Annotated in this window: 13 protein-coding genes; 11 read left to right on the top strand and 2 right to left on the bottom strand. The window is 56.4% G+C overall.

All coding sequences use genetic code 11. The features are described from left to right. Nucleotides 1-46: 46 nt before the first annotated feature. Complete coding sequence (locus D467_RS0100440) at nt 47-1,195, top strand: GGDEF domain-containing protein (protein WP_018915527.1); 1,149 nt, start codon at nt 47-49, stop codon at nt 1,193-1,195. A 494-nt stretch (nt 1,196-1,689) separates the two neighbouring features. Here D467_RS0100440 and D467_RS0100430 read toward each other — a convergent pair whose 3' ends face one another. Then, complete coding sequence (locus D467_RS0100430) at nt 1,690-2,664, bottom strand: malate dehydrogenase (RefSeq protein ID WP_018915525.1); 975 nt, start codon at nt 2,662-2,664, stop codon at nt 1,690-1,692. 223 nt (nt 2,665-2,887) lie between these two features. Between D467_RS0100430 and D467_RS0100425 the strand changes: the two genes are divergently transcribed. From D467_RS0100425 to D467_RS19790, 3 genes are all read left to right on the top strand, one after another. Continuing rightward, nucleotides 2,888-3,973 (top strand): efflux RND transporter periplasmic adaptor subunit, encoded by a 1,086-nt coding sequence (locus tag D467_RS0100425; RefSeq protein ID WP_018915524.1) that lies wholly within the window; start codon nt 2,888-2,890, stop codon nt 3,971-3,973. Continuing rightward, entirely contained in the window at nt 3,973-7,071 is a 3,099-nt protein-coding gene (locus D467_RS0100420) for an efflux RND transporter permease subunit (protein ID WP_018915523.1), read from the top strand. Before D467_RS0100425 ends, D467_RS0100420 begins: the two co-directional genes overlap by 1 nt. A gap of 310 nt (nt 7,072-7,381) precedes the next feature. After that, nucleotides 7,382-7,564 carry a hypothetical protein gene (locus D467_RS19790; protein ID WP_155826415.1) on the top strand — a complete coding sequence of 61 codons (183 nt, stop codon included), beginning with the start codon at nt 7,382-7,384 and terminating at the stop codon, nt 7,562-7,564. 59 nt (nt 7,565-7,623) lie between these two features. On the opposite strand, the gene rsd is transcribed toward D467_RS19790, so the two are convergent. After that, nucleotides 7,624-8,112: a sigma D regulator gene (gene rsd, locus D467_RS0100415; RefSeq protein WP_018915522.1), complete on the bottom strand. Its 489-nt coding sequence runs from the start codon at nt 8,110-8,112 to the stop codon at nt 7,624-7,626. 329 nt (nt 8,113-8,441) lie between these two features. On the opposite strand from rsd, the gene D467_RS0100410 reads away from it, so the two are divergent. The 7 genes from D467_RS0100410 (at nt 8,442) to D467_RS0100380 (ending at nt 16,997) form a co-directional block, all read left to right on the top strand. Continuing rightward, nucleotides 8,442-10,727: a bifunctional salicylyl-CoA 5-hydroxylase/oxidoreductase gene (locus tag D467_RS0100410; RefSeq protein ID WP_018915521.1), complete on the top strand. Its 2,286-nt coding sequence runs from the start codon at nt 8,442-8,444 to the stop codon at nt 10,725-10,727. Then, a complete protein-coding gene (locus tag D467_RS0100405; protein WP_018915520.1) occupies nt 10,724-11,524 on the top strand; it encodes an SDR family NAD(P)-dependent oxidoreductase in 801 nt (266 codons plus the stop codon). The genes D467_RS0100410 and D467_RS0100405 overlap by 4 nt, the downstream gene beginning before the upstream one ends. Continuing rightward, on the top strand, nt 11,521-11,973 hold the full coding sequence (locus D467_RS0100400) for a MarR family winged helix-turn-helix transcriptional regulator (protein ID WP_018915519.1): 453 nt from the start codon (nt 11,521-11,523) through the stop codon (nt 11,971-11,973). Before D467_RS0100405 ends, D467_RS0100400 begins: the two co-directional genes overlap by 4 nt. 57 nt (nt 11,974-12,030) lie before the next feature. Next, nucleotides 12,031-12,834, top strand: coding sequence for an enoyl-CoA hydratase family protein (locus D467_RS0100395; RefSeq protein WP_018915518.1), 804 nt, complete (start codon nt 12,031-12,033; stop codon nt 12,832-12,834). Beyond that, nucleotides 12,834-13,970: an acyl-CoA dehydrogenase family protein gene (locus D467_RS0100390; RefSeq protein WP_018915517.1), complete on the top strand. Its 1,137-nt coding sequence runs from the start codon at nt 12,834-12,836 to the stop codon at nt 13,968-13,970. Before D467_RS0100395 ends, D467_RS0100390 begins: the two co-directional genes overlap by 1 nt. 186 nt (nt 13,971-14,156) lie before the next feature. After that, nucleotides 14,157-15,821 carry a benzoate-CoA ligase family protein gene (locus tag D467_RS0100385; RefSeq protein ID WP_018915516.1) on the top strand — a complete coding sequence of 555 codons (1,665 nt, stop codon included), beginning with the start codon at nt 14,157-14,159 and terminating at the stop codon, nt 15,819-15,821. Between the two features lie 33 nt (nt 15,822-15,854). Continuing rightward, nucleotides 15,855-16,997 carry an ABC transporter substrate-binding protein gene (locus D467_RS0100380; RefSeq protein ID WP_018915515.1) on the top strand — a complete coding sequence of 381 codons (1,143 nt, stop codon included), beginning with the start codon at nt 15,855-15,857 and terminating at the stop codon, nt 16,995-16,997. The last annotated feature ends 1 nt before the right edge of the window (nt 16,998 follow it).

The following is a 16,998-nucleotide window of genomic DNA, read 5'->3' as shown; positions in this document are numbered from 1 at the left end:
CTCACTGTCTCAGCCGCTGCCGCTAATTAAGTGAATAGATCTGAACATGGCGTTCGACCCACCTACCATACTGACCTTGACCATTGCGATCGCCGCTGCGGCGGCGGTCTATCTACTCCTGGAGTGGCGTAGCGCTCGCGATGGCTCACTTCTCAGCTGGTCGGCAGGCTTTGCCACCATCACCGTTGGCTGCTGCCTTTCTTTACTGCGTGCTAACGGCTATTTTCTAGTCGGCATCTGGTTTGCTAACGGCCTACTGGTACTCGCCCATTGGCTGTTTTTATTAGGCGTTGTTCGCTTTGTGGGTGGGGGCCTATCCCGCCTTTGGTGGTGCCTGCCTGCGGTGTGGAGCTTGCTTCTACTACTGCCGGAAGGCCCAGAAAGCTCAAAGCTTTATCTGATCGTCAATTCGCTATTGGTGGGTTTCATCTCGCTCCGGGCTAGTGCGCTGCTAAGACTTGAGCCCGATATGGCAAATGTCGGCACTCGCCAACTGCACTATGCACTGCTCGCTCATGGCCTGTTCTATATAGCCAAGGCGGCGGTCACGCTGATGCCCGGCACCCTGATTGATCTGGCCGTCTTCCGTGGCGTTATCATACAAATTTCACTGGTTGAGGGTGTGATGGCCATATTGCTGATCGCCCTTTCAATGACAGGCACGGTACGCTACCGGCGTGAAAGTATGATTAAGCGTCTGGCAGAACGCGATCCACTGACATCACTCTATAACCGTCGCGGTTTCGAAGCGCGGACTCGACGTCATCTGGCGAATGTGTCTGCAGCGCATCCGGGTGCGTTACTGCTGATTGATATTGATCACTTCAAACTTGCCAATGATTTTCACGGCCATGCCGCCGGCGATTATCTACTGGTGACGCTGAGCGACCTTGCCCGCCAAATTCTGCCCGCAGAAGCCTTGAAAGCGCGCCTGGGCGGCGATGAGTTTGCCTTCTTACTCAGTGACACGTCTGCCCAGCAGATTGAATCTTTTGGCAACGAACTGCGCGCCCGCTTTTACGAAGCCGCTGCCAAAACGTTCAACACGCCTCAACCGGTAACCCTTAGCCTTGGCGCTATCCTGTTTAGCCAACCGCCCAAGGATTTAAGCACCCTGCTTGAGCAGAGCGATCAAGCGCTTTACGAAGCCAAGCGCAACGGCCGGGACCGGCTTAAAATATTGGCCCAAGGCTAATCGCACACCATCACCTAGCCCCGGCACCGCTCTCCGCGCTGCTTCCGCGCCGGGCCGCCGCTGCGGGTGCGCTGGCGCTTACCACGCGCTACATGCTCATTGCGTTACGTTAGAGTTTAAGCGCTCGTAGCGCGTGGTAACGAATCTTGCGAGACACGAGCAAATGAGGCACCCGCGGCTGGCAAGCCGCCTTGGCCGTGGCACCCAAGGCATGCTTTTGCGCCGTATCCTTCTCAACCCCGGCAGCGCTCTCTGCGCTGCTCCCGCGGGTGCGCTGGCACTTACCACGCGCTACGGCTTGGCACCACACCAAGTTTTGGCGATAAATCCGTAGCGCGTGGTAACGAATCTTGCGAGGCACGAGCAAATGAGGCACCCGCGGATGGCGGCTGTTAAGACGCCCCGGCCGTGGCACCCATCAAGATTCGGCAATAAAAAACCCCGCAAGCAAGCTTGCGGGGTTTTGAAGTCACTGACAGAGCCAGCAAACGCGTTTAGCCGAGCAGGTGCTCAACGGCTGCGCGCTCTTCACGCAGTTCTTTCTCGGTGGCTTTCATCTTCTCTTGGCTGAATTCGTCAAGCTCGAAACCTTGAACGATTTCATACTTACCACCCTGGCAACGAACCGGGTAGGAGTAGATGATGCCTTCTTCGATGCCGTAGCTACCGTCAGACGGAATCGCCATGCTGACGATACCATCGGTGCCCAGCGCCCAATCACGTACGTGATCGATGGCGGAAGAAGCGGCAGAGGCTGCAGAAGACGCACCGCGAGCCTTGATAATCGCTGCACCGCGCTGCTGAACGGTGGGGATAAAGTCGTTTTCGTACCAGTCACGCTCGACCAGGTCTGTGGCGGCTTTGCCGTCAACTTTGCACTGCGCGATGTCCGGGTACTGAGTGGCGCTGTGGTTACCCCAGATAATCATGTTTTCAATGTCAGTAACATGCTTACCGGTTTTCTGAGCCAGCTGCGTCAGCGCGCGGTTGTGGTCCAGGCGCGTCATGGCCGTGAACTGGCCTTTATCAAGATCAGGCGCGTTTGCAGATGCAATCAGCGCATTGGTGTTGGCAGGGTTACCCACTACCAGCACTTTAACGTCACGGCTGGCGTGGTCGTTCAGCGCTTTACCTTGTACAGAGAAGATTGCCGCGTTCGCTTCCAGCAGATCTTTACGCTCCATACCCGGACCACGCGGACGAGCACCCACTAACAGCGCAAAGTCAGCATCTTTGAACGCAACGTTCGGATCGTCTGTAGCAACGATATCCTGCACCAGCGGGAAGGCACAGTCATTGACTTCCATTACAACGCCGCCCAGCGCATCCATCGCCTGCGGAATTTCGAGCAGTTGAAGAATGACGGGCTGATCCGGTCCCAGCATGTCGCCAGCGGCGATGCGGAAAATTAAAGAGTAGCTGATCTGGCCGGCACCGCCGGTAATCGCAATACGTACGGGATCTTTCATCATTGCTCCTTGGTTGGTTCGCCTTAGGATGGGTCGACAGAACTCAAGATGCCAAGATGTTATGCTCAGTTATGCAAAAACTCAATCATACATACGATGAGTTCCCTCCTGCCTTATGCCAGGCACTCGCTGCCAGCCATGAGTTGCGCTATTGTATCGCAGCTCCTTTTTTCTTCTCTCATGTGTTACTCAACACAGCTGCCAGGGATACAGGCTCTTTATTATGCGCAAGTTCTCTTCTTCTTACGCCTTAGCCAGCCTGCTGGTACTCGGTTTGGTTGTCTGGTTAGTGCTGGGCGACTTTCAGCGTTTCCAGCCAGCCCCTCCCGAAGTAGAAAACTCTGGGCAGGTAAGCGGCCCGCGCGTCGAAATCACCTCGCTTAACAGTACTCTGTTCATTCCTCAGCAGTTGATTCAAGGCCAGTTGACGGCCGATCGTGAAGTGACGCTACGCGCCAACGTAGGCGGGTTTGTGGTGGAAAAACCCATTGCTCAGGGCAGCCCCGTTGAAACGGGCGATACGCTGCTGGTGTTGGATAACGATGCGCTACCTGAGCGTTTGCAGCAGGCGCGCGACGAGCTATCACTGGCCCAGGCGGAATACTCCGGTGCCCAGAGCTTGCGCCAGCGCCAGCTGATTTCCCAGCCGGAACTACTGCGCTTGCAAGCCTCGTTAAGCGCAAGTGCTGCGCAAGTGGCTCAGCTTGAAAAGCAACTGGCCGATTCACGCCCACAAGCCCCGTTTAGCGGCACACTTGATCGTGTCGAGGTGGAGCTTGGCGACCTTGTACAGCCCGGCGAAGAGTGGGGCCGCCTGGTGGATGACAGCCGTTTGACCGGCGCGGCCTGGGTATCTCAGCAGGAGGTGGGGGAGCTTAGTGTTGGCCTGCCCGTCACCGCGCGTCTTCTCAACGGTGCGCACCTGGAGGGCGAGCTGAGCTTTATCAGTCGCCGCGCCGATGAGTCGACACGTACCTTCTATATCGAGGCCACGCTGGAGAACCCTCTACAGCTACCTATGGCGGGCGGCAGCGCGGAACTTACCATTACGCTGCCGCCACGTTCGGTTCATCGGCTCTCCCCTGCTCTGTTGTCGCTGGATCATGAAAATCAGCTAACTATCAAACATATCAATACTGACAATAAAGTGGTTCAGACACCTGTAGAGTTGGTTAGCGCGACGATTGAAAGCGCCTATGTCAGCGGCCTGCCCGACCAGGTTCGCCTGATTACGCTGGGTGCTGGTCTGGTTAATCCGGGCGAGGCCGTCGACCCGGTTACTGTTGACGCTGCATCCGAGGCCCGCTAATGCGCCAGTTGATCGATGCCGCGCTTCACCATACGCGCACCACACTGTTCCTATTGGTCAGCCTGCTACTCGCTGGCGTTGTCGCCTGGCAGGTCATTCCCAAGGAAGCCAACCCCGATGTCACGATCCCGCTGATCTATGTGTCGCTGACATTGGAAGGCGTTAGCCCTGAAGATGGCGAGCGCCTGTTGATTCGCCCTATGGAGCAGGAGCTGCGGGGTATTGAAGGACTGCGCAAGTTCACGGCCCAGTCAAGCGAAGGCCACGCCTCTATCTCGCTGGAGTTCGACCCTGGGTTCGATCCTGACATGGCGCTTTCCGACGTTCGCGACCGGGTCGATATCGCGCGTAACGAGCTGCCTTCGGAGGCAGATGAGCCACGTGTCATGGAGGTCAATGTCTCGGAGTTTCCGGTACTCAGTATTGGCCTTTCTGGCCAACTGGACACCCGCGAACGGATTACCGTGGCGCGCCGGTTGAAAGAAGAGATTGAAGGCATCGCCGACGTGCTGGAAGTCGATATCGCCGGTGAGCAGGAGGATCTTCTGGAGATCGTGGTCGACCCGCTGGTGCTGGATAGCTACGGCATCGATTTCAATGAACTGTTTAACATGGTCTCCAACAACAACCGCCTGGTGGCGGCAGGCAGCCTGGATACCGGCGCGGGCCGTATGGCCTTGAAGGTGCCTGGCGTTATCGAATCGCTTGAAGACGTTATGAGCATGCCGGTAAAGGTAGATGAGGATCGCGTCGTGACGTTTGGCGACGTCGCCTGGATTCATCCTACCTTTAAAGACCCCGAAGGCTTTGCACGTATTGATGACCAGCCGGCCGTGGTATTGGAAATTTCCAAACGCGCAGGCGCCAATATTATTGCCACCATTGCCGCCGTGCGCGACACCCTGGATCAGGCAAGCGACCTCCTGCCCGAGCAGTTAAACGTGACTACTATTCTCGATCAGTCGATCACCGTCGAGGATATGCTTTCCGAGCTTCTTAATAACGTGCTGACCGCTGTCGTGCTGGTGTTGATCGTAGTAGTAGCCGTAATGGGCCTACGCATGGCACTTCTGGTGGGCCTGACTATCCCCGGTGCTTTTTTGACCGGCATTCTGCTGGTCTGGGCCTTTGGCTTCACGCTCAATATTGTGGTGCTGTTTGCCCTGATTTTAGTAGCCGGCATGCTGGTGGATGGCGCGATCGTGGTTAGTGAGCTGGCGGATCGTCATCTGCGTGAGGGCCAATCGCCCCACCAAGCGTGGCTGAACGCGGCCTCTCGCATGAGCTGGCCGGTGATCGCTTCCACTGCTACAACGCTTGCGGTGTTTTTGCCTCTTCTATTCTGGCCCGGCATGGTCGGCCAGTTCATGAAATACCTGCCAGCGACGGTAATACTTTGCTTATTGGCGTCACTGGCTATGGCGCTGATTTTCTTACCCACGCTTGGGCGGTTATTTACCCGCACTGTGGCTGAGCCAACTCAGGAAGGCGCCCGCCCTGATCAAAGCACCCGAATGGGCCGCGGCTATCGGCGCCTACTTTCCCGGCTGCTGGCCCGCCCAGGCTGGGTATTGGTGATTGCCGTGCTGCTGCTGGCGTTAATTTACACGGCTTATGGGCGCTTGAACCACGGCGTGGACTTCTTTCCCAATGTTGAGCCGGATAGCGCCCAGGTGTTGGTGCGTGCTCGTGGCGACTTCTCGGCCCAGGAAACAGACGCTATCGTGCAGCGCGTTGAAGCGCGACTGTCTGGCATGAGCGAAGTACAGGCGCTCTACGCCCGTTCATTTGCATCGCCCAACGAGCAGATGGGTAACGATGTGATCGGTATGCTCCAGTTCCAGTTTATCGAGTGGTATGAGCGCCGACCTTCACGGGAAATATTGGCAGACATGGCTGAACGCGCAAGCGACATACCAGGTATTCGCCTGGATTTTCAGGAGCAGGAAATGGGCCCTGGGGGCGGCAAACCAATTGTGCTGGAAGTGAGCGCAATGAACCCTAGCGTCGCCGATACGGGAGTCGACCAGTTGCAAGCCATCATGCGCGAGCTGGGAGGGTTCGTTGCGATTCAGGATAACCGCAGCCTGCCAGGGGTAGAGTGGCGCATCAATGTGGATCGTGAAGCAGCCGCGCGCATGGGTACTGATATCACGACCATTGGTAGCGCCGTGCAACTACTCACGACCGGCTTGCAGGTGGCCAGCTACCGCCCCCCTGAAGTCAGCGATGAGGTGGATATTCGGGTTCGTTTGCCCGAAGGCTGGCGCTCGCTTGATCAACTGGGCCGAATGACGATTAACACCCCCCGCGGGCAGGTGCCGATTTCTCACTTTGTCGAGATTACTCCAGCGCCCAAAGTGGGCACGCTTAACCGCATTGACGGGCGCCGGGCGATTACGGTTGACGCTGATCTGGCGCCTGGATACCTGGCAGATGAACGTTTGAGCGCGCTATTTCAGGCAGCTCAAGACCGCTTGCCGGATGGTTTGATGGTTAACGTTGCCGGCGAGCAGGAAGACCAGTTGGAAGCGATGCAATTCTTGATTAGCGCGTTCTTTATAGCGATTGGGCTGATGTCGCTGATACTGGTCACCCAATTCAACAGCTTCTACCAAGCCATACTGGTGCTCTCGGCTATCGTGTTCTCGACGGCGGGCATTCTGATAGGCCTACTGATAACGGGCCAGGCGTTTGGCATCGTCATGGTGGGCATGGGGGTCATCGCGCTGGCCGGTATCGTGGTGAACAACAACATCGTATTGATCGATACTTACAACGAGCTGCGCCGCGATGGATTGGCACCCGGCGAAGCCGCGTTGGAAGCTGGCTGCTTGCGCCTGCGCCCTGTGCTGTTAACCGCTATTACGACGGTTCTCGGCCTGATGCCGATGGTATTGGGAATGAACGTCAATCTGTTCGCGCCGTCGCTGGGGTTTAATGCGCCTTCAGCGCAGTGGTGGACCCAGATGTCGAGCGCCATTGCTGGCGGGCTTACTTTCGCGACCGCCCTTACCCTACTGCTCACCCCCTGCATGCTGGTGCTGGGTGGAAAGTTTCATCGTGTTGTGAACAGGAATAGTGATAGCCAAGAATGACCTATATGGCACGGCCAAGGCGGCTAAACGCCGCCACCCGCGGGTGCCTTATTTGCTCGTAACCTCGCAAAACGTTACCACGCGCTACGGGCGGGTGTTTGAATCCTAATGTAAGGCGATGACATGTAGCACGTGGTAAGCGCCAGCGCACCCGCGGGAGCAGCGCGCCCAGCACTGCCGGGGTTAGATGGCACGGCCTGGGCGGCTAAACGCCGCCACCCGCGGGTGTCTTATTTGCTCGTAACCTCGCAACGCGTTACCACGCGCTACGGGTGTTGGAATCCTAATGTAACGCGATGACATGTAGCGCGTGGTAAGCGCCAGCGCACCCGCGGGAGCAGCGCGCCCAGCGCTGCCGGGGTTAGATGGCACAGCCAAGGCGGCTTGGCGCCGCCACCCGCGGGAGCAGCGCGCCCAGCGCTGCCGGGGTTGGGTGGCACGGCCTGGGCGGCTCGACGCCATCACCCGTCGCTGGCGCAATAGTCAGGCATAGAAATGGGCGGGGCCAAACAAACGGGAGCACCGCTTAACGATGCTTCTGTAGGGGCAATATTACGCGGTGGTTTTAGTATGCAGTGGCGTATGCGCCGCATGCATGCGGGCAATCAGCTGATCTTCTAACGAGAAGCGCTCGGTCAGACCTTTTGCCAGGCGATCAATCCAGGCCGGAAGCCGCGCCAGATGTTGCTGGCAGCGCACGGTGGAGGCGTAGTCAGTATCGAATTCAAGCACCATCTCGGTGGACATTTCCAGACGCTCCAGCAGCTGCGAGGCAATCTGCAAAGCGCTTTCATCATTGAAGGCCCGGGCCTCTTCAGCCAGCTGCGGATAAATTTCAAAATGACCGGCGCTGATATAATCCATCAGCGTTTCGCTGAAGGTATCGATACGTGCCTTGCTAACCGCCTCAAGCTCGCTATCGCACGCCTCTTTTAGCTCAATAAAGCTGACCAAAAGAGAGCGACGCTGGTCAAGCCAACGGTCGATCAGACTGTGAACGCCTCCCCAGCGCTCCAGGGCATTTTTACAATCTTCGAGCATGGGGCTTTCTCCTTGCTAATAGCCACCTACAACAAAGCAAGCCTCACCTTTCCGACTTGCGCTGTCAATCCCGCCATAGACGGTTTCCGTGGTATTAATTATTCACAAATCGTCATACTTTATGATGATTTGCGCTAAGCGATTCAATGCTTAAAAAAATGCTGCCTCGTTTCATGCTCTCACCTTCTTGAAGTGATTGCGAGTTTGCGGAGACCAATAAAGATTAAACGCGAGCGAAAAAATACTTTAGGCTTAAAAAATTTAAACTTGAATATTATTCGGTTATTTTCTATCTTCAAGCGAGAACAGAGTCTACGGGGAGAATAACAATGAGAATCGCCTGCCTGGGTGGAGGGCCTGCCGGCCTGTATTTTGCCATTAGCATGAAGCTGCATAATCCAGCCCATGACATTGTGGTGTTTGAACGCAATCGAGCAGACGATACCTTCGGGTGGGGCGTGGTTTTATCCGACGAAACCCTGGACAATCTGGCAGCTAACGACCCGGTTAGCGCCGAGCGCATTCGTGAGCATTTTGCTTATTGGGATGACGTTGCGGTTATCCATAAAGGGGTAAAGACCGTTTCGACCGGCCATGGTTTTTGTGGCATTGGCCGCCGCCAGTTACTCATCTTACTGCAAGAGCGCGCGCGTGAACTGGGCGTGGAAATGCGCTTTGAAACCGACGTCACCGACACCAGCATTGATGAGTACCGGCGCGAATTTGACCTGGTCCTCGCCGCCGACGGCCTCAACTCGCGTACCCGGCAAACCTATGCCGAGCATTTCAAACCCGACATTGATGTGCGGGCGTGCAAATTCGTATGGCTGGGCACGCATCAGACCTTCAATGACGCCTTCACGTTTATTTTCGAAAAAACCGAGCATGGCTGGGTGTGGGCGCACGCTTATCAGTTTGATAAAGACACTGCGACGTTTATCGTTGAGTGTAGCGAGGCCACCTGGCAGGCGTTTGGTTTTGGAGAGCTTAGCCAGCAGGAATCGATTGCGATCTGCGAACGGATCTTTGCCAAACATCTTGGCGGGCATTCATTGATGACCAATGCCAACCACGTGCGCGGCTCGGCCTGGATCAACTTCCCCCGCGTACTCTGCGAGAAGTGGAGTTTCGAAAACGTAGTGTTGATGGGCGATGCGGCCGCTACGGCGCATTTTTCGATTGGCTCGGGCTCCAAGCTTGCTCTGGAAAGTGCGATCGCGCTGGCCAAGTACCTGCACAGCGAAACCCGCATGGCCGATGCGCTGGCCCGCTACGAAGAAGAGCGCCGCTTCGAGGTGCTGCGTTTACAGTCCGCCGCGCGCAACTCGACCGAGTGGTTTGAGCAGATTGAGCGCTATCTGGATCTGGACCCGGTTCAGTTTAACTACTCGTTATTGACCCGCTCGCAACGCATCAGCCACGAGAATTTACGCGTGCGCGACCCGCAGTGGCTGGCGAGTGCTGAGCGTTGGTTTCAAGCCCAGTCAGGCAATGAAGGAAGCTCACGAGCACCGATGTTTGCGCCTTACCAGCTTCGCGATATGCGGCTGGTCAATCGCGTGGTGGTATCACCCATGGCGCAGTATAAAGCGGTAGATGGCTGCCCGACCGATTGGCATTTTATCCATTACGCCGAGCGTGCCAAAGGCGGTGCCGGCTTGGTGTACACCGAGATGACCTGCGTAAGCCCAACGGGCAGGATCACTCCCGGCTGCCCCGGTCTTTACGCCCCGGAACACGAAACCGCTTGGAAACGCCTATGTGATTTCGTGCATGCGGAAACCGCTGCCAAGCTGTGCGCTCAAATCGGCCACTCTGGTCCGAAAGGCTCTACTCAGCTCGGTTGGCAGGAAATGGATGCCCCCTTGGCTGAAGAAAACTGGCCGTTACTGGCAGCCTCTGCCCAGTCCTGGTCAGAGCGCAATCAATCGCCCAAAGCCATGACTCGCGACGATATGGATCAGGTGCGCGATGAATTTGTCAGCGCCGCGCAAATGGCTGACCGTGCCGGTTTTGACATGATCGAGATTCACGCCGCCCACGGCTATTTGCTTTCATCGTTTATTACCCCGCTGACCAACCACCGTGACGACGAGTACGGCGGCTCTTTGGATAATCGCCTGCGCTACCCGCTTGAGCTTATCCGCGCCGTGCGCAGCGCCTGGCCTGCCCATAAACCGTTATCGGTGCGCATATCCGCCAATGACTGGCGCGGTGATGAGGGCATTACCCCTGACGATGCCGTGGAAATCGCCAAGCGGCTACGCGCCGCAGACGTGGACATTATTGATGTTTCGGCCGGACAAACGTCGACGCAAGCCCAGCCGGTTTACGGACGTATGTTCCAGACGCCCTTCTCTGACCGGATTCGTAATGAGACGCCTATTCCAACCATAGCGGTGGGCAATATTTATCAGGCCGACCACGTCAACTCGATCCTGATCGCCGGGCGTGCTGACTTAGTGTGTATCGCTCGCCCTCACCTCGCCGACCCTTACTGGTTGCTGCACGTTGCCGCGGGCCTGGGAGATCACGATGTTGAGTGGCCAGCGCCCTACCGGGCAGGTGCCGATCAGCTACAGCGCTTGGCAGAACGTGGCGAGGGCTGGATATGAGCGCGGTAGACGAAAACGTAGTAGGCAAAGACATGGTAGCCAAAGACATAGTAGACAAAAACATGGCAGGCAAACGGGTAGTGATTACCGGCGGCGGCAGCGGTATCGGCGCCGATATGGCCTTGGCCTTTGCTGAAGCGGGGGCTGAAGTGACGATTACCGGACGCCGAGAAACCGCCCTTCAAGGCGTTGCCGAGCAGCATGCAAGCATCCACTGCGCGGTAGTCGATGTTACCGACGAAGCCGCCATGGTGGCGCTGTTCGAGCAGTTGGGGAGCGTTGATATTGTGATTGCCAACGCTGGCGCTGCCGAAAGTGCGCCGTTCGCTAAAACTTCTTTTGAGCAGTGGCAGCGCATGCTGAACGTTAACCTGAGCGGGGTGTTTTTGACCCTGCGAGAAGGCTTAAGACAGCTAAACGACGGCGGCAGATTGATTGCTGTTGCATCAACCGCGGGCCTTAAAGGCTACGCCTACGTCGGCGCTTACTGCGCGGCAAAACACGGGGTGGTTGGGCTAGTGCGTTCACTGGCAGCCGAGACGGCCACCCGCAATATTACCGTTAACGCGCTGTGTCCCGGTTTTACCGACACGCCCCTTTTAGCGGCCAGCATTGAGACCATTGTGACCAAGACAGGACAGTCTGCCGAGCAGGCAAGCACCCACTTTAAATCCACGAACCCAACAGGCCGCCTGATAACGCCTTCAGAAGTAACCGCGACTGCCATGTGGTTATGCGGCCCGAATAGCGGCGCCATTAATGGTCAGGCGATCTCGATTTCAGGAGGCGAAGTATGACGGCAGAGCGCTTGAGCAAAGAACGCCTGCGGTTATGGCTGCGCATGTTACGCGTTACTCGCCAGGTTGAATCCACGCTACGTGAGCGCCTGCGTACCGAGCATGACACGACGCTACCGCGTTTTGACGTCATGGCGGCGCTGTATGCCGATGGGAATGGCCTGAAGATGAATGAGCTGTCGCGCCGACTTCGGGTATCCAATGGCAACGTTACCGGCATTATTGATCGCCTGGTAGAGGATGGCTGCGTTGAGCGTATCGCCATTGAGGGTGACCGGCGTGCCACCCGGGTATGTTTGACGGATGCGGGCCGCGCGAGCTTCAGCAAAATGGCGGCGGAGCATGAGCGCTGGATCAACGCGCTGTTTGAAGGAGTGGCTGAAGAAGACGCCCACCATATCGGTGAGCTGCTCCACCGGCTACCCACGCCGCTTAGCGATGCAACCTGATCACGCCGCTTGATACCCGACTAACCACTGACCGACGAGAACAATAAGATGACAAGCATGGCTGAATTAGCCCCCGAACATTTTATCTGGGAAATGCGTGGCAACGTCGCCGTTATTCGGTTGAATCGCCCAGAGCGTAAAAACCCGCTGACTTTTGAAAGCTATGCCGAGCTGCGCAATACCTTTCGCGACTTGGTGTACGCCACCGATGTGAGTGCGGTGGTATTTACGTCCAACGGCGACAACTTCTGCTCCGGCGGTGATGTGCATGAAATTATCGGCCCGCTGGTGGGCCGTGACATGAAAGGCCTGCTGGAATTCACCCGTATGACGGGGGATCTGGTAAAAGCCATGCTGAACTGCGGCAAACCAATTATTACCGCCATCGACGGCATTTGCGTAGGGGCAGGAGCGATTATCGCCATGTCTTCGGATATTCGCTTTGCCACACCTCGCGCCAGCACGGCGTTTCTGTTTACCCGCGTGGGCTTAGCCGGTTGTGATATGGGCGCCTGCGCGATGTTACCGCGCATTATCGGCCAGGGCCGAGCGGCAGATTTGCTTTATAGCGGCCGCAGCATGAGCGCTGACGAAGGCCTGCAATGGGGTTTTTATAACCGTGTAGTCGAACCTGAATCCTTGGAAGAAGACGCTATCGCCTATGCCACCCGGCTGGCTCAAGGCCCTACCTTTGCGCACAGCATTACCAAGACCCAGCTGAACCAGGAGTGGTCGATGAGCCTTGAGCAGGCCATTGAATCAGAAGCCCAGGCACAAGCGATCTGCATGCAGACCAACGACTTTGCACGTGCCTACCACGCCTTCGTAGCCAAACAAAAACCCGAGTTCAAGGGGGATTAATGAGCGATCAGCAATTTCTTGAGTGGCCCTTCTTTGAGGACCGGCATCGCGATCTTTCCACGCGCCTGGAAGCGTGGTGCAACAAAGAACTGCCTCGCGAGCACGCCGATGTGGATGCAACCTGCGTTCAGCTCGTCCGCGACCTGGGCAAGGCAGGTTTCCTGGAAGGTACGGCTGGCGAGCATATCGATGTACGCAGTTTGTGCCTGATCCGCGAAACCCTCGCCCGTCATGATGGACTGGCGGATTTTGCGTTTGCCATGCAGGGGCTGGGAACCGGCGCGATCAGTCTGTTTGGCAGTGATGAACACAAGCAGTGGCTGGATAAAACCCGCCGTGGTGAAGCGCTCTCGGCGTTTGCGCTTAGCGAGCCTCGCTCAGGCTCTGACGTGGCGCAGCTGGATACCACGGCCAAGCGCGAGGGCGATGGCTACCGTTTGAATGGCGAAAAAACGTGGATCTCTAATGGCGGGATTGCCGATATCTATACGGTTTTCGCGCGCACCGGCGAAGGCCCAGGCGCCAAGGGTTTGTCGGCTTTTTTAGTGCCTGCCACGACACCTGGCCTGGAGATTTTAGAACGCCTGGAAACGGTTGCCCCTCATCCGCTAGCTCGCCTGGGTTTTAACGATATGTACCTGCCGGAAAGCGCGTTAATCGGCAAGCCGGGCCAGGGGTTTCGTATCGCCATGGCGGTGCTGGATGTGTTTCGTTCAACCGTTGGAGCGGCGGCGCTGGGCTTCGCACGCCGGGCGCTGGATGAATCATTATCCCGCAGCCGCTCGCGCGAGCTATTTGGCGCCTCGCTCTCTGATCTACAAATGGTTCAGGGCCACCTGGCCGATATGGCGCTGAATGTGGATGCCGCCGCTTTATTGGTTTACCGCGCGGCCTGGACCAAGGATCAGGGTGCTGCGCGCGTTACCCGGGAAGCGGCCATGGCCAAGCTATTTGCCACTGACAAGGCGCAGGAAGTCATTGATCAGGCCGTGCAGCTACACGGAGGCGACGGGGTGCGCAAAGGCCATATTATTGAAAGCCTTTACCGTGAAATCCGCGCGCTGCGTATTTATGAAGGCGCTTCAGACGTACAAAAGGTCGTGATCGCCCGCAGCCTGCTTGCCGAGGGGAACTGACACCAGTAAACGCTACACATTCCTCAACACGATTTTGCTCAATACGACATTGCTAAACGCTACATTGCCAAGAAAAAGCATTGCCAAGAACAAAAATAATGCATAACGCCAGACACCGTATCCCTGACAGCGCCTTCGTTGAGACGTCGTCAGGAATAAACAACGACACTAAATACGGAGGTTGGTATGTACTTTCAGTCGGCCCATGTGGACACGTTTACGCGGGATAACCTGCCACCCACTGATGGACAGCCAGAATTTCTGCTTTCAGGCTTTGATTACCCCGAGCGGCTAAACGCGGGTGTGGAACTCTGTGACCGCTTGGTCGCCAACGGATTCGGCGAACGCATTGCCCTGGCAGGCAACGGGCGCCGCCGCACTTATCGTGAGCTCGCCGAGTGGACCAATCGCCTTGCCAATGTCTTGGTAGACGATTTGGGCGTGATCCCCGGCCAGCGGGTGTTGATTCGCTCGGCCAATAACCCGGCAATGGTGGCCTGCTGGATAGCGGCGACCAAAGCAGGTGCGGTGGTGGTGAACACCATGCCCATGTTGCGCAGCAAAGAATTGAATCAGGTGATCGATAAGGCGGAAATCAGTTTGGCCTTATGCGATACCCGGCTGCTTGAAGAACTCGTGGAAAGCCAGGCCCAAAGCCAATTTCTCAAGCGGGTGGTGGGCTTTGATGGCACAGCGAACCATGACGCAGAACTGGACCGTATGGCGTTAGACAAGCCTATAACGTTTGATGCTGTGGATACCGCGGCCGATGACGTGGCACTGCTGGGCTTCACTTCCGGCACTACTGGTTCACCTAAAGCCACCATGCATTTTCAGCGAGACCTACTGATCATTGCCGATGGCTACGCTCAAGAAGTGCTGCAGGTAACCCCGGATGATGTGTTTGTCGGCTCTCCCCCACTGGCGTTTACCTTTGGCTTGGGCGGGCTTGCCATTTTTCCTCTACGTTTTGGGGCAACGGCCGTGCTGCTTGAGCACGCCTCCCCACCCAACATGATGGAAATCATCCGCGAATATCAGGCAACGGTGGTGTTCACAGCGCCTACCGCCTATCGCGCCATGCTGTCCGCGCCCACTAGCCGTACCGACCTAAGCAGCTTGCGCATTGCGGTTTCTGCAGGCGAAACGCTGCCAGCACCTATCTATCACGACTGGATCAAACAAACGGGAGTTCCAATACTCGACGGTATCGGCGCCACTGAGATGCTGCACATCTTTATCACCAATCGCCTGGACGACCACCGGCCTAACTGCACAGGCAAACCGGTGACAGGCTATCAGGCGCGCATTGTAGATGACGCCATGGGCGATGTGGCGCGTGGTACGGTCGGTAAATTAGCGGTGCGGGGGCCTACCGGCTGTCGATATTTAGCCGATAAGCGTCAGCGCAATTACGTCGCCGATGGCTGGAACATTACCGGCGATGCTTTTTATCAGGACGAAGAAGGCTACTTCCATTTCGCCGCCCGCAATGACGACATGATTATCTCTGCAGGCTACAACATTGCCGGACCTGAGGTGGAGTCAGCGTTGCTTGCCCACCCCGCCGTCAAGGAGTGTGCCGTGATTGGGGCGCCGCACCAGGAACGCGGCCAGATTGTTGAGGCATTTGTGGTTTTAAACGATGGATTTGAGGAAGATGATGTTTGCCGACAAATGCTGCAAGATTTTGTTAAGCAAACGATTGCGCCGTATAAATATCCTCGCTCAATACGCTTTATCGATACGCTGCCTAAAACCACCACCGGTAAAGTCCAGCGCTTTCGATTAAATCAGGCGTATTACGCTGATAACGGCCTTCCTGGCACTAACGTACCTACCTCTAAGTGATAACAACGCCATAAATACATTGAGGGAATGATTATGAAAAACATGACTCGCTTAGGCCTTGGCCTTCTGCTCTCTTCAAGCGTCGCGATGGCTCAGGCTGAGAACGTCAAAATCGGCATGATTACGACGCTTTCAGGCGGTGGCTCTCACTTGGGTGTCGATGTGCGCGATGGCTTTATGCTGGCGATGGAGCAGTCGGGACAGGATGAAGTTGAAGTGCTCATTCAGGATGATGCTAACCGTCCTGACCTGGCGCGCAGCCTGGCCAATGAGTTTATGCAGCGTGACGATGTTGACATTCTTACCGGCATTATCTGGTCCAACCTTGCCATGGCAGTAGTGCCTTCCGTCACACGCCAGGGCACTTTTTACCTGTCCCCTAATGCAGGGCCTTCCGATTTAGCCGGCCGTATGTGCCATGAGAACTACTTTAACGTGGCCTACCAGAACGATAACCTGCACGGTGCCATGGGCGCTTACATGCGCGAAGAAGGCTACGAGCGGCCTATTATCATGGCACCGAACTACCCGGCAGGTACTGACGCCCTGGCGGGTTTCAAGCACCTTTATGAAGGTGACGTAGTCGACGAGCTCTACACCCAGATGGGCCAAACCGACTACGCAGCTGAAATTGCTCAGATTCGCGCCAGCGATGCCGATAGCTTGTTCTTCTTTCTACCCGGCGGCATGGGCATCTCGTTTATGAAACAGTGGGAAAGCTCGGGCGTGGATATTCCCATTTTCGGCGCAGCGTTCTCGTTTGATGAGATTTTAATCAAGGCGGTGGGCAGCGCGGCCATTGGCGCGCGTAATACGTCGCTCTGGGCTTATGATCTGGATAATGAAACCAATCATCGCTTTGTAGACAGCTTCCGAGAAGCCTACGGCCGGACACCGACCCTTTATGCAGCACAGGGTTTTGACACCGCGAACCTGATTTTAAGCGCCCTGGAAGTCGCCCATCCTGACGATCAAGACGCCTTCCGTGAAGCACTGCGTGCCGCCGACTTTGACAGCGTACGCGGCGAATTCCGGTTCGGCCCCAATCACCATCCCATCCAGGATATCTACGTTCGTGAAGTAGTAGAAGGTGATGATGGTCAACCTACCAACCGCCTGCTGGGTATCGCAATCGAAGATATTCAGGACGTTTATTTCGAACAGTGCCAGATGTGAG

It is taken from the genome of Vreelandella zhanjiangensis DSM 21076, from assembly GCF_000377665.1.
Classification (GTDB): domain Bacteria; phylum Pseudomonadota; class Gammaproteobacteria; order Pseudomonadales; family Halomonadaceae; genus Vreelandella; species Vreelandella zhanjiangensis.
The sequence above is the reverse complement of the archived record's forward strand: the minus strand, read 5'-3'. Positions and strand labels throughout refer to the sequence as shown.

Coding starts and splice junctions, on each gene's coding strand:
- D467_RS0100440 (WP_018915527.1), top strand. CDS start 47: ATGGCGTTCGACCCACCTACCATACTGACCTTGACCATTGCGATCGCC.
- D467_RS0100430 (WP_018915525.1), bottom strand. CDS start 2,664: ATGAAAGATCCCGTACGTATTGCGATTACCGGCGGTGCCGGCCAGATC.
- D467_RS0100425 (WP_018915524.1), top strand. CDS start 2,888: ATGCGCAAGTTCTCTTCTTCTTACGCCTTAGCCAGCCTGCTGGTACTC.
- D467_RS0100420 (WP_018915523.1), top strand. CDS start 3,973: ATGCGCCAGTTGATCGATGCCGCGCTTCACCATACGCGCACCACACTG.
- rsd (WP_018915522.1), bottom strand. CDS start 8,112: ATGCTCGAAGATTGTAAAAATGCCCTGGAGCGCTGGGGAGGCGTTCAC.
- D467_RS0100410 (WP_018915521.1), top strand. CDS start 8,442: ATGAGAATCGCCTGCCTGGGTGGAGGGCCTGCCGGCCTGTATTTTGCC.
- D467_RS0100405 (WP_018915520.1), top strand. CDS start 10,724: ATGAGCGCGGTAGACGAAAACGTAGTAGGCAAAGACATGGTAGCCAAA.
- D467_RS0100400 (WP_018915519.1), top strand. CDS start 11,521: ATGACGGCAGAGCGCTTGAGCAAAGAACGCCTGCGGTTATGGCTGCGC.
- D467_RS0100395 (WP_018915518.1), top strand. CDS start 12,031: ATGGCTGAATTAGCCCCCGAACATTTTATCTGGGAAATGCGTGGCAAC.
- D467_RS0100390 (WP_018915517.1), top strand. CDS start 12,834: ATGAGCGATCAGCAATTTCTTGAGTGGCCCTTCTTTGAGGACCGGCAT.
- D467_RS0100385 (WP_018915516.1), top strand. CDS start 14,157: ATGTACTTTCAGTCGGCCCATGTGGACACGTTTACGCGGGATAACCTG.
- D467_RS0100380 (WP_018915515.1), top strand. CDS start 15,855: ATGAAAAACATGACTCGCTTAGGCCTTGGCCTTCTGCTCTCTTCAAGC.